Genomic DNA, 12,008 nt, shown 5'->3' on the forward strand with positions numbered 1-12,008 from the left:
CCGCGCGGGGCTCAGCCCTGGGCGAGCTGGGTGGCGTAGAGGCAGATGGCGGCGGCCGCGGCGAGGTTGAGGCTCTCGGCCCGCCCGCGCATCGGGATGCGCACCCGCGCGTCCGCGAGCGCGGCCAGCCCGGCGGGGACGCCCCGGGCCTCGTTGCCGAACAGCCACAGCACCGGGCCGCGCAGGATGTCGCCCAGCCCGTCGAGGGAGGCCTCTCCCCCGCCGTCGGCGGCCAGCACGGTCACCCCGGCGGCGCGGGCGGCGGGCAGCAGCTCCGCCAGCGGCGCGCCGCGGACGACGTCGACGTGGAACAGGCTGCCGGCGCTGGAGCGCACCGCCTTGCCGCCGTAGGGATCGGCCGACCCGGCGCCGAAGACGACGGCACCGGCCCCGCAGGCGTCGGCGGTCCGCAGCACCGTCCCGGCGTTGCCCGGGTCGTTGAGCTCGGCCAGCGCGACCGACAGCCGCGGCGGGGCGTCCAGCAGGGCCGGCACGGGCACGTCCCGCAGCCCGCACACCGCCACCAGCCCCTGCGGCGTCACGGTCTCCGACAGCCCGGCCGCGGCCTTCTCGGTGACCAGCCGCACCGGGACCCCGGCCCCGGCCAGCAGGTCCGCGGCGGCGGCCGCGGCGGCCTCGGTGGCGAACACCTCGCGGACCGTCTCCGGCGCCGCGGCCAGCGCCGCCGACACCGCCTGCCGGCCCTCGGCGAGGAACAGGCCCGCGGCGTCCCGGCCGGCCCGGCGGGTGAGCTTGCGGGCGGCGACGACGCGCGCCGACCGCTCGGTGAGCTGCTCGGTCATGGCGTCGTCCCTCCGGTGCGGGCTGCCCCCACCCCCGCCGAGATCGGCGATCTCGGCGGCATGAGCGGCTGATGGCGCCGAGATCGGCGATCTCGGCGGGAATGGGTGGGGCGGGCGCGGCGGGAATGGGTGGGGCGGGCGCGGCGGGGGGCGGCCGGCCCCGCGCACGCCGACGCCGCCGGCCCCGGTCGTGGTGGACCGGGAACCGGCGGCGCCGGAGGGGTGGTGCTCAGACGGCTGCTCAGGCGGCCTGGGCGCCGGTCGCCTCGGGGTTCGCGGCGAGCGCGGCCCGGGCGGACTCGACGAGCGCGGCGAAGGCGGCCGGCTCGCTGACGGCCAGCTCGGCCAGCACGCGCCGGTCGAGCTCGATGCCGGCCAGCTTGAGGCCCTGCATGAACCGGTTGTAGGTCATGTCGTTCTGGCGGGCCGCGGCGTTGATGCGGGTGATCCACAGCTTGCGGAAGTCACCCTTGCGCACCTTGCGGTCGCGGTAGTTGTAGGTGGCCGAGTGGAGGATCTGCTCCTTGGCCTTGCGGTACAGACGGGACCGCTGGCCCCGGTAGCCGCTGGCGGCCTCCAGGGTCGTCCGGCGCTTCTTCTGGGCGTTGACCGCCCGCTTCACGCGTGCCACGTGAGAGCTCCTGTCTTGTCGTTACGAGCGGGCGGTCAGATGCCCAGCAGCTTCTTGAGGTTCTTCGCGTCGGACGGCGAGATGACCTGGTCCTGGTCGAGGCGGCGACGACGCTGACCCGACTTGTGCTCGAACTTGTGCTGGTTGTTGGCCTGCTCGCGCATGAGCTTGCCGGTGCCGGTGACGCGCACCCGCTTGGCCGTGCCCTTGTGGGTCTTCTGCTTCGGCATGTCCTCGCCTGTCCTGGTCGTCGTCGTGCGGGTGCGCGCGGCAGCCGGGGCTGCCGCGCGCACCCGAGGTCTCGGTGGTGCGGTCTGCGCGGGAGGCAGAGGTCAGGCGGTGGGCGCCTGCTCCTGGGCCTGCTCGGCCTGCTCCGTCTCCTGCTGCGGGGCCGGCGCCTGGCCTCGCTCGGCCTTGGCCTCGCGCCCCTTGGCGGCCTGGGCCGCCTGCTGGAGGGCCTGGGCGTTCCGGTGCGGCGCGATCACCATGACCATGTTGCGGCCGTCCTGCTTCGGGTTGGACTCGACGACGCCCAGTTCGGACACGTCGGCGGCCAGCCGCTGCAGCAGGCGGTACCCCATCTCCGGGCGCGACTGCTCGCGGCCACGGAACATCACGGTGATCTTGACCTTGTCGCCGCCCTTGAGGAAGCGCTCGACGTGGCCCTTCTTGGTCTCGTAGTCGTGCGGGTCGATCTTGAGGCGCAGCCGCATCTCCTTGATGACGGTGAGCGCCTGGTTCCGCCGGGCCTCGCGGGCCTTCTGCGCGGACTCGTACTTGAACTTCCCGTAGTCCATGAGCTTGGCGACGGGCGGCCGGGCCATGGGCGCGACCTCGACCAGGTCGAGCTCGGAGTCCTGGGCCAGACGCAGCGCTTCGCCGATCGACACGATGCCGACCTGCTCGCCCTCGGGACCGACCAGGCGGACCTCGGGGACGCGGATACGGTCGTTGATGCGGGGCTCGGTGATGGCCTCTCCTCTGCTTCAGCATGGGAGGGCTCGCTCGCCGCACCGGACGCCGGCAGACAGGAGGCCCCGCGAGCGGTCGCTCGGCGGGGCCCACTGGCCGGTGGCGCACACACCGGGGCCGGTGGTGCGCGTCGCGGGCGACGGCCGGGGCCGGCACCTGCGAACCGGGGACCTGGGCGCCGGGGTGGCGTCAGGTGGGAGCGGGCTCCTCTTGGTCAGCGGCCCGGGGCGGGGCCGCTGGGTGGTTCACGCGCCTCGTGTAGCGGGGAGGCACGCCCACACTACAGCGTCGCCCCCGTCTCGCGCATTCCCCTCCCCAGGCGCCACCGGCGGCGGCCCGGCCCAGCGGCTCGTCCCGAGCTCGCGAGGGGGCGGAGGACGGGTCCGCCCTCAGTCGTCGTACAGCAGCGGGAGGGGCGCCGGCTCCGCGGCCTTCGCCGCCGCGTGCAGGGCGCGCAGCCCCTCCACCGCCCGGACGGCGCGGTCGCGGTCCCCCGCCTGGACGGCCAGCACCGACACCTCGTCGCCGTTGCCGAGCAGGAGGCTGGCCCACGACGAGTGCCGGTCGAAGCGCACCGAGCGGACGGCCGACCAGGGGTACTCGTGGGTGACGAAGAGGTTGCGCACGCGCACACCCGAGGCATCGGCGTCCACGCGGGAGCGCCCCAGCGTGAGGATGCCCAGCCCCAGGCACACCCCGATGCCGATGATCGCCATCTGGTCGGCCCAGCCGAAGGAGACGACGCCGGTCGAGGAGTCCGGCAGCAGCAGGCCGACGACCACCATCGCGACGACGACGACGGCCGCGGCGACCGCGCACACCAGGCGCAGGCGGCGGGGCACGGCTGAGACGCGGGCGGGGCTCTCCGGCGCGGGCACGCCCCCATCATCCCAGCGCCGGGCGGCGGCCGGCCGGCGGCCACTGGCACAGTGCGGGCGTGGACAGCGACGTCGAGGTCACCGGCACCGTGCAGCGCGAGGCGTGGCTGGCGCGGGAGGTGCCGCCGGTCGAGCAGCTGCGCGAGGGCCTGTGGTCGCTGCCGGTGCCCATGCCCGGGAACCCGCTGCGCTACGTCACCGCCCACGTGTTCGCCCTGTCCGGCGGCGGGCTGGGGCTGGTCGACACCGGCTGGGACTCCGACGACGCGTGGGCCGCCCTGCAGGCGGGGTTCGCGGCGCTGGGCGGGGACGTCTCCGACGTGCGGGGCGTGCTGGTCACCCACATGCACGCCGACCACCACGGCCTGTCCGGCCGGGTGCGGGAGGCCTCGGGCGCGTGGGTGGCGATGCACCCGGCCGACGCGGCGGTCGTGCGGCAGACGGCGGCCACCGGGCCGGAGGAGTACATCGCCGACCAGGTGGCGTTCATGGTCTCCCTCGGCGCCGACGAGGCGACCGCGATCGCCGACGCCCCCACGCCCGACCGGCTGGACGGGCTGCGCCGGATCGCGGTCCCCGACCGGCTGCTGGAGGACGGCGAGGTGGCCGACTTCCCCGGGTGGAGCCTGCGCGCCGTCCACACCCCGGGGCACACGCCCGGGCACCTGTGCTTCGACGAGGAGCGCACCGGCCTGTTCCTGGCCGGGGACCACGTGCTCCCCCGGATCAGCCCGAACGTCTCCACCGGGCCCCGGCTCGCCGCCGACCCGCTGGGCGAGTACCTGTCGTCGCTGGCCGCGGTCGGCGAGCGCCCGGAGCCCGCGGAGGTGTTGCCCGCCCACGAGTGGCGGTTCCGGGGGCTGGCGCAGCGCGCCCACGAGCTCACCGCCCACCACGAGCAGCGGCTGGCCGAGCTGCTGGACGCGATCCGCACCCACCCGCACAGCACGCCGTGGGACCTGGCCGCCCACCTGACCTGGTCGCGCCCGTGGGAGCAGTACGCCGACGCCATGCGGGTGTTCGCCGTCACCGAGACCGACGCCCACCTGCGACTGCTGGCCCGCCGCGGTCTCGTGGTCGGCACCGGGGGCGCCGTGCCGACCTGGACGGTCGCCGTCCGCTGAGGCGGGCCGCCCGCCGGGCGCGGCGGGCGGTGGCCGACGATGGGACGCCGGGACACGAGCGGGGAGGTGCGGGTGACCGACACGGGAGCGGAGGACGACGGCGTCCTCCCGCTGGCCGGCTACACGGTCGCGGTGACCGCCGCCCGCCGCGCGGAGGAGCTCGGCGCGCTGCTGGAGCGCCGCGGCGCGCAGGTGGTCCACGCCCCCGCCATCCGGATCGTCCCGCTGCCCGACGACGCCGAGCTGGGCGCCGCCACCCGCGCCGTGCTGGCCGCCCCGGTCGACCTGGTGGTCGCCACGACGGCCGTGGGCTTCCGCGGGTGGCTGGAGGCGGCCGGGGCGTGGGGGCTGCCGCTGGTCGAGCACCTGCGGCCCGCCCGGGTGCTCGCCCGGGGTCCGAAGGCGCGCGGGGCGATCCGCGGCGCGGGACTGGTCGACGCGTGGTCGCCGGCCTCGGAGTCCTCCGCGGAGGTGCTCGAGCACCTGCTGTCGGGCGCCGAGGGGCCCCTGGCAGGCCGCCGCATCGCCGTCCAGCTGCACGGCGACCCGCTCGCCGAGCTGGTGGCCGCGCTGCGCGGCGAGGGCGCCGAGGTGCTGACGGTGCCGGTCTACCGCTGGGAGCTCCCCGAGGACGTCACCCCGGTGCGCCGGCTGGTGGCGCAGGTCGCGGACGGGGAGGTCGACGCCGTCACCTTCACCAGCGCCCCGGCCGCCGCGAGCCTGCTGCAGGTGGCCGACGACCTCGGCCGGCGGGAGGAGCTGGTGGCGGCGCTGCGCGACCGGGTCCTGGCCGTCGCGGTGGGCCCGGTCACCGCGGCGCCGCTGGAGGCCGCCGGGATCGGCACCCGGCAGCCGGAGCGGGCCCGGCTGGCGGCGTTGGCCCGCGAGGTGGTGGCGCGCCTGCCGGAGCGCGACCCGGTGCTGCGGCTGGGGTCGGGCACGCTGCAGGTGCGGGGCACCGCGGCGGTCGTCGACGGCCGGCCGGTGCCGCTCTCCCGCGCCGCGGTGGCGGTGCTGCGGGTGCTGGCCCGCCGTCCCGGGGACGTCGTCGGCGTCGCGGAGCTGGCGGCCTCCCGGGCCGGGGACGCGGACGCCGTGGCGGCGGCCGCGGAGGCGTTGCGCGCCGCGCTCGGCGGCGTGGTCGAGCCCGCCGCGGGCGGCTACCGGCTCGCCCCCTGACCGGGCCGGGTGCCGCGGCCTGACCCGCGGTGGTGAGACCGGCGGCCGGCGCGGTGCGCCCGCCCGCCACGACCGGGATGATCACCGCGTGACGGATCTCCTGGACGGCGCGGCACCCGAGGGCCGGACCCTCGTCGAGACCGGCGAGCCCGTCGCGGGGTCGATGAGCCGGTCGGCCGCCGCGCTGCTGTTCGAGCCCGGCGCCTCGCGGGTGACCGTCGACCCGCGGCTGGCCGCGTGCCTGCGCCGGGTCGCCGCCGACGCCGCGCTGCTGCCCGCGCCGCGAGAGCGGGTGCGGGCCGGGGCCGCCCTGGCGTTCGCCGTCGAGCTGACCGTCACGCGGGGCTCGCAGGGGCGCCCGGTGCGCACCGACGGCTGGCTCACCCCCGACGTGGGCGGCCGCGCACCCGCCGACGAGCTCGCCGAGGCCGCCGTCCTCGCCGCCCGGCACACGCCGGAGGAGTGGCGGGTGCGCCACCTGGGCTACCTGCTGGCCGAGGCCGCGGTGTCGCCCGACCTCGACGCCGCGCTGGTGCACCGCGGGCTGTGGCTGGCCGGCGAGCTCACCGGCCGGCAGCTGGTCGTCCTGGCCGGCGTCGGGCGGCGGGAGCGGACACCGCTGCCGATGGCCCCGCTGCCGGCCGACCCGCGCGGCTGGACCGCCTGGGGCGCGCTCGAGGACGTCACCGACCTGCAGCGCCGGGGGCTGCTCGACCCGCCGCCGGCCGCCCCGCGCCCCGGCGGGACCGCGCTCCCCCGCCTGCGGATGGCCGACCTGCGGCTGACCCGCCGCGGCGTGCTCGTGCACCGGCTGCTGGCGCTGGACTTCGTCCGCGACGAGGCGGTCGCCGCCGTCCTCGCCGCCCTGGACCTGCCCCGCTCCTGACCTGCCCGTCGTCGCGCGGCGTGGCGATCGTCTCGGGAGGACCGGGGACGGGGACGGCGGGGACCGCCGACCGGCCGTGACCTGATCGTGACCAGGAGCCTGTGGGGTCCCGGGACGTCCCGCCGCGTGTAGGGGGCAGGACCGGCGGGAGGGGACGGCGTGGCGGACGACGGGAACGGGGACGACGACCGGTCCTTCGCCGACTTCGTGGCGCGCGAGCAGGCGGGGCTGCTCCGGCTCGCCGTGCTGCTGACCGGCGACCGGGGGCACGCCGAGGACCTCGTGCAGACCGCGCTGGTGCGGACCTACCGGCACTGGTCACGCGTGTCGGCCGCGGGCGCACCCCTGCCCTACGTCCGGCGGGTGCTCGTCACCAGCCACGTCAGCTGGCGTCGCCGGCGGTGGCACGGCGAGCAGGTGATGGAGAGCCTCCCCGACCGCGCCGAGGACGCGACCGCTCCGACCGAACCGGACGAGGACCTCCGCACGGCGCTGCGGACACTGCCCCCGCGCATGCGCACGGCCGTGGTCCTCCGCTACTACGCCGACCTCTCGATGCAGCAGACCGCCGAGGCGATGGGCTGCTCGACCAGCACCGTCGACACCCAGACGACCCGCGGCCTGGCCCGGTTGCGCGCGGCACTGGCCCCGTCGGTCCCGGCCCGAGTCCCCGAGGAGCGACCGTGAGCACCGAGAGCGAGCTGCAGGAACGGCTCAGGCGCCTGGCCGAGCGCGCGGCGCCGGCCGAGGACCCCCACCTGGACACGCGCGTCGTCGCCCGCGCGCGGGCCCAGCGCCGTCAGCGCGCCGGCCTCGCCGCACTGACGGCCGCGGTGGCGGCGGTCGTCGTCGCCGTCCCGGCTGTCCTGGCCGGGCCCTCGGATGCGCCGTCCCCCGCAGTGGGTGATCCCGCTCCCGCGAGCACGCCGGCCGCGGTCGACGTGCTGGCCGGTCCGCCCCGGGGCCCGCTGGCCGGCGACGCCGCGTTCCTGGAGGGGGTGCGACAGCTGCCGTGGACCCAGGCCCGGTGGCCCGTCGCGGGAGACGACCCGTCGTTCCCCGGACTCCCCGACCCTCCGGTCCAGTCCCGGCGAGTGGTCTGGGCCGGCGACGTGGCCGGTGCCCGCTGGGCGCTGGTGACCGGCCCGAACACCGCCGCCCCGGAACCGCCGTACGACGACCCCGCGCGGCAGACCGACCTCGGCGCCCTGAGCGACGTCGCCGTCGCGTGGTTCGTCGGCCCGCCTGGCGCCGCGCCGGCGCAGATGGTGGTGCAGGACGTGCCGCACGGGGTCGACCCGACTCGCCCCCTCGGCTACTCGGACGCGGACACCGGGGCCGTCGTGCTCGTCACCGCGCCCGGGGACGCCGTCGCGGTGTCGCGGCGCCCGGAGGTCGCCGCCGACGCCCGGGTGACGCGGACCTACGACCCGGTCCCGGCTCCTGACGGCGTCGCCGTCCTCGCGCTGACGCCGTCCGGTGGCGGTCACGGCCTGGCGGTGCGCTTCCGGGTGACCCGCGACGGCGCGGAGGTGGCGACGACGAGTCCCGACGGGCGCGCCGACCCCGACGACGTCGCTCCGGACCTGGCCGTGTCCTGGCGTCGCGAGCGGCCCACTCCCTCGCCGGCCGACGGCATCACCGACTCGGTGATGCGGACGCTGCTGGCGACCACCGGACTCGGCCCGGCCGACGTGCCGTTCAGCGTGTTGTGGAGCGGGGACGTCCCCGCCCCCGCTCCCCGGCCGGCCCGCGTCGCCGTCGTCACGGGGACGCTGCCCTCCGGCGCGGTGTGGGTCGGCACGTCGCTGGGTCTCGCCGCCGACGACGGATCGGCCGGCGGGACGACGTGCGGCTCGGCGCTGCGGCCGGCCTCGGACGCCGCGAAGGCGGTCGCCGCCGTCTGCCACGTCTCCGACATGACGGCCGCGGAGTCCCCGGTCCTCGTGCAACTGGTCGTGGTCGGGCCGCCCGGGGCTGGGACTGCACGGCTGCTCGACGACGACGGGGCCGGCATCGGTGAGCTCCCGCTGACAGACGGCGTCGGCGTCGGTCCGGCTCCCCGGGGCCTGGCGACCGTCGAGCTGCTGGACGGGCAGGGCCGGGTCCTGGACCGCACGTCCCCGCTGGACGACGTGGGGATCGACTGGTGACTGCGGAGCCCGCGTCGGTCGTGGCCGCCCGACAGTTGGCGGAGGAGGCAGCCGCCGGGCGGCGGGGCCGGCGCCCGCGGCGGTCATCGTCCCGGGCCGTGGCGGTACCGGCGGTCACGACGCTGGCGCCGACCGTGAGTGACCGGCGACCGGTGACACCACGCGCGGTCCTCCCCGCCGCGGCGGTCGTCCTGCTGACGGGGGCCGGGTGCGCCGGGGAGGCCGACGGCACCGTGTGCCCGCCCGTCGGCTGGCTGGATGCCGTCACCGTCCACCTGGCGGCCGGCTGGTCGCTGGACGCGGAGCGCACGGTGACGGTCACCTGCGACCGGTCCTGCGCCCCCAGCGGCCCGGACGGGGGCTCCGGGAACCGGGAGTCCTCCGCACCGCTGGCGGGGTCGACGGCGACGGTCCCCGTGACCGGACAGCCGTCGTCGGTCGTCGTCACGGTGCTGGTCGCCGGGCACCCGCGTGCCGTCGTCCCCACCGATCTCGACTGGCGCCGGGTCGGCGGCAGCGAGGAGTGCGGCGGTCCGCGCGCAGCGGCCGTGACCGTCCCGGCACCCTGACCACCGACGGCGGCGGGCGCCGCCCCCGGGAGGGGACGGCGCCCGCCGTGGTGGGTGGACCAGGACCTCAGGCGTCGGCGCCCTGCACGACCTGCGACAGCTTCGGGACGAGGCTGTCGAGCAGGTACGGCAGGCTCAGCACGCTCGAGAACTGCAGCGCCGCGTAGTCCGCGTCCTCGACGAACAGCGACCGGCCCTGGGCGACGGCGGGGATCGCGTTGAGCACCGGGTCGCCCTCGATCTGCGCCCGCTCCTCCGCCGAGCCCGACTGCCAGAGGAGCACGTCGGCGTCGAGCAGGTCGGCCTGCTCCTGGCTCACGGTGCCGTAGAACTGGTCGCCGGCGATCTCGTCCAGCCGCGGGGACACGGTCATGCCGAAGTCCAGGAAGAACTGGGTGCGGGTGTCGGTGGAGGCGTGGAACGGGTACTGCCCCTGGTACGCGACGCCCGAGAGCGTCACCGTCCTGCCCTGCAGGTCGGGGTGGGCGGCGCGGGCCGCGTCGAACTGCTCCTCGACCCCGCTGATGAGCTCCTCGGCCCGCTCCTCCTGACCGAGCGCCCGCCCGGCGATGCGGGTCTGCTCCTGCCACGGCGTGCCGAAGGCCGGGAAGTCCGGCGGCTGGACGACGACCGGGGCGATGCCGCTGAGGGTCTCGTACTCGGCCTCGGTGAGCCCCGCGGTGACGGCCATGATCAGGTCCGGGCGCGCCGCGGCGATCTGCTCGGGGTCCACCTCCGCGCGCGGGAGGATCGTCACGTCGGCGTCACCGGCCGCGTCGTCGGCCCACGGGAAGAAGACGTCGTCCTCGGGTCCGAAGGCGTAGCGGACGGCGACCGGGACGACGCCGAAGGCCAGGATCGCGTCCTGCTCGGTGTAGCCGAGGGAGACCACCCGCTGGGGCTCCTCGGGGATCTCGGTCTCGCCGTAGGCGTGTTCGATGGTCACGGGGAAGGCGGAGGAGCTCCCGGACGACGACGCGCCGGAGGAGCCCCCGCTGTCGTCGTCCGAGCCGCAGCCGGTGAGGACCAGCGAGAGTGACAGGCCCGCGACGACGGCGCCCCGCGTGCGGTTCATGATCGACATGAGGAACAGTTCTAGCCAGCGGCGCCGACTTAGGCAAGCCTCACCTCAGTACGTGGCCGGATCGTGACGAAGACCCGATCCGCCGGACCGGTCACCCACCACCCTTGAACGCGGCCTCCACGGGGCACTGGCGGGGGGACGGGACGGGACGGGCCGCCGGGGAGGTACCCCCGACCACCCGCCGAGGGCGAGGAGGAACCGTGGGACCGACCGACGACGCCGCGGCGCCCCGCGACCCGGACTCCCCCGCCGCGCGCGGCGGCGCGGCGTCGGTGCTGCCGGCCGGACCGCCGGGCACCGGCCGCGCCCCGCTCGACCGGCGGCGCATCCTGGGCGCCGCGGTCGAGTTCATCGACCGGCACGGGCTGGGCGCGCTCACCATGCGCCGCCTCGGCGCCGCGCTGGGGGTCGAGGCCATGGCCCTCTACCGCTACGTCCCCGGCCGCGAGCAGCTGCTGGACGGCGTCGTGGAGAGCGTGCTCGACGAGCTCTACGGCGACCCCGACGTGCACCTGCAGGCCGCGCACGGCTGGCAGGACTACCTGCAGCGGCTCGCGCACGGGGTCCGCCGGATCGCCCTGGCCCATCCCGAGGTGTTCCCGCTCGTGGCGACCCGGCCGCCGGCCGCTCCGTGGGTGCGCCCGCCGCTGCGCAGCCTGCGCTGGGTGGAGTCCTTCCTGGTCGCGATGACCGGCAGCGGCTTCTCCGACGGCTCGGCGGTCACCGCCTACCGGGCCTACAGCAGCTTCCTGCTCGGCCACCTGCTGCTGGAGGTCTCGCAGAAGGGCGTGCCGGTCAACGCCGAGGACGCCGGGGTCGGCACCCCCGGCACCCCGGCCGACCTCGACGGCTACCCCACCCTCGTGCGGCTGGAGCCGCTGCTGTCGGTCGACGAGTCCGCGGCCGAGTTCGAGGAGGCGCTGGAGGACCTGCTCGGGCGGCTGGAGGCGGTGCTCCGCGAGGGCCGCGACCCGCGGCACCCGCAGCGCCCCGCCTGACCACGGACGGGGGAACGCGGCCGCACCGGTGGTTGACCGGCCGGTCCCGCGGGCACCCGCTCCTCCCCCGGACCCTGGAGGCGCCATGAGCAGCAGCACCGACCCCGCCACCTCCGACACCCCCGGCGGCGCCCGCGCCACCCGGGGCACCGCCCGCGACGCGGTCGCCGCGCAGCACGCCCGGTTCGGCGGCATCAAGTGGGGCGCGGCGTTCTTCGGCTGGCTGTCGGCCAACGGCCTCGCCGTCGTCCTCGTCGCGCTGCTGGCCGCGGCGGGCGTCGCGATCGGGCTGACGCGGGGCATCGACACCGCCGACGAGGCCGCCGACCAGGCGGCGACGATCGGCCTGGGCGGCGGCATCGCCCTCGTCGTCGTCCTGTTCCTCGCCTACCTGGCCGGCGGCTACGTCGCCGGGCGGATGGCGCGGTTCGACGGCATCCGCCAGGGCCTGGCGGTCTGGCTGATCGGCCTGCTCGTCGTGGCCGCGCTGGCGGTCGCCGGGATCGTCTTCGGCCGCGAGTACAACGTGCTGGAGCGGCTGGACCTGCCTCGCATCCCGATCGACGAGGGCACCGGCACCACCGGCGGGATCATCGCGCTGGTCGCCGTCCTGGTCGCCACGCTGGCCGGCGCGCTGCTGGGCGGGACCCTGGGCACCCGCTACCACCGCCGGGTCGACCGCGCCGGGTTCGAGGTCTGAGCCCGACCGCCCCGACCGCCCTGCCCGGGTG

Annotated in this window: 14 protein-coding genes; 8 read left to right on the forward strand and 6 right to left on the reverse strand. The window is 77.1% G+C overall.

Annotated features, from left to right (window positions below; genetic code table 11):
• Nucleotides 1-11 precede the first annotated feature (11 nt).
• From ACI781_RS10535 to ACI781_RS10555, 5 genes are all read right to left on the reverse strand, one after another.
• Nucleotides 12-803: a TrmH family RNA methyltransferase gene (locus ACI781_RS10535; RefSeq protein ID WP_456566047.1), complete on the reverse strand. Its 792-nt coding sequence runs from the start codon at nucleotides 801-803 to the stop codon at nucleotides 12-14.
• A 241-nt stretch (nucleotides 804-1,044) separates the two neighbouring features.
• Complete coding sequence (rplT, locus tag ACI781_RS10540) at nucleotides 1,045-1,434, reverse strand: 50S ribosomal protein L20 (protein WP_456566048.1); 390 nt, start codon at nucleotides 1,432-1,434, stop codon at nucleotides 1,045-1,047.
• A 35-nt stretch (nucleotides 1,435-1,469) separates the two neighbouring features.
• Nucleotides 1,470-1,664 (reverse strand): 50S ribosomal protein L35, encoded by a 195-nt coding sequence (gene rpmI / locus ACI781_RS10545; protein WP_113841605.1) that lies wholly within the window; start codon nucleotides 1,662-1,664, stop codon nucleotides 1,470-1,472.
• Between the two features lie 102 nt (nucleotides 1,665-1,766).
• The gene (gene infC / locus ACI781_RS10550) at nucleotides 1,767-2,405 is read right to left on the reverse strand and encodes a translation initiation factor IF-3 (RefSeq protein WP_456566144.1); all 639 of its coding nucleotides are present in this window, start codon (nucleotides 2,403-2,405) and stop codon (nucleotides 1,767-1,769) included.
• A 390-nt stretch (nucleotides 2,406-2,795) separates the two neighbouring features.
• Entirely contained in the window at nucleotides 2,796-3,284 is a 489-nt protein-coding gene (locus tag ACI781_RS10555; RefSeq protein ID WP_456566049.1) for a PH domain-containing protein, read from the reverse strand.
• Nucleotides 3,285-3,343: 59 nt separating this feature from the next.
• Between ACI781_RS10555 and ACI781_RS10560 the strand changes: the two genes are divergently transcribed.
• From ACI781_RS10560 to ACI781_RS10585, 6 genes are all read left to right on the forward strand, one after another.
• Nucleotides 3,344-4,408 (forward strand): MBL fold metallo-hydrolase, encoded by a 1,065-nt coding sequence (locus tag ACI781_RS10560; RefSeq protein ID WP_456566050.1) that lies wholly within the window; start codon nucleotides 3,344-3,346, stop codon nucleotides 4,406-4,408.
• 72 nt (nucleotides 4,409-4,480) lie between these two features.
• Complete coding sequence (locus ACI781_RS10565; protein ID WP_456566051.1) at nucleotides 4,481-5,587, forward strand: uroporphyrinogen-III synthase; 1,107 nt, start codon at nucleotides 4,481-4,483, stop codon at nucleotides 5,585-5,587.
• 88 nt (nucleotides 5,588-5,675) lie between these two features.
• Complete coding sequence (locus ACI781_RS10570; RefSeq protein ID WP_456566052.1) at nucleotides 5,676-6,473, forward strand: hypothetical protein; 798 nt, start codon at nucleotides 5,676-5,678, stop codon at nucleotides 6,471-6,473.
• Nucleotides 6,474-6,632: 159 nt separating this feature from the next.
• Complete coding sequence (locus tag ACI781_RS10575) at nucleotides 6,633-7,160, forward strand: SigE family RNA polymerase sigma factor (protein WP_456566053.1); 528 nt, start codon at nucleotides 6,633-6,635, stop codon at nucleotides 7,158-7,160.
• The gene (locus ACI781_RS10580; RefSeq protein WP_456566054.1) at nucleotides 7,157-8,626 is read left to right on the forward strand and encodes a hypothetical protein; all 1,470 of its coding nucleotides are present in this window, start codon (nucleotides 7,157-7,159) and stop codon (nucleotides 8,624-8,626) included. Before ACI781_RS10575 ends, ACI781_RS10580 begins: the two co-directional genes overlap by 4 nt.
• A gap of 98 nt (nucleotides 8,627-8,724) precedes the next feature.
• The gene (locus ACI781_RS10585; protein ID WP_456566055.1) at nucleotides 8,725-9,195 is read left to right on the forward strand and encodes a hypothetical protein; all 471 of its coding nucleotides are present in this window, start codon (nucleotides 8,725-8,727) and stop codon (nucleotides 9,193-9,195) included.
• Nucleotides 9,196-9,262: 67 nt separating this feature from the next.
• On the opposite strand, the gene ACI781_RS10590 is transcribed toward ACI781_RS10585, so the two are convergent.
• Entirely contained in the window at nucleotides 9,263-10,279 is a 1,017-nt protein-coding gene (locus ACI781_RS10590) for an iron-siderophore ABC transporter substrate-binding protein (protein WP_456566056.1), read from the reverse strand.
• A gap of 200 nt (nucleotides 10,280-10,479) precedes the next feature.
• Here ACI781_RS10590 and ACI781_RS10595 point away from each other — a divergent pair, with 200 nt between their 5' ends.
• Nucleotides 10,480-11,277 (forward strand): TetR/AcrR family transcriptional regulator, encoded by a 798-nt coding sequence (locus ACI781_RS10595; RefSeq protein ID WP_456566057.1) that lies wholly within the window; start codon nucleotides 10,480-10,482, stop codon nucleotides 11,275-11,277.
• Between the two features lie 85 nt (nucleotides 11,278-11,362).
• Nucleotides 11,363-11,977 (forward strand): hypothetical protein, encoded by a 615-nt coding sequence (locus tag ACI781_RS10600; protein ID WP_456566058.1) that lies wholly within the window; start codon nucleotides 11,363-11,365, stop codon nucleotides 11,975-11,977.
• The last annotated feature ends 31 nt before the right edge of the window (nucleotides 11,978-12,008 follow it).

It is taken from the genome of Blastococcus sp. SYSU D00695, from assembly GCF_054050555.1.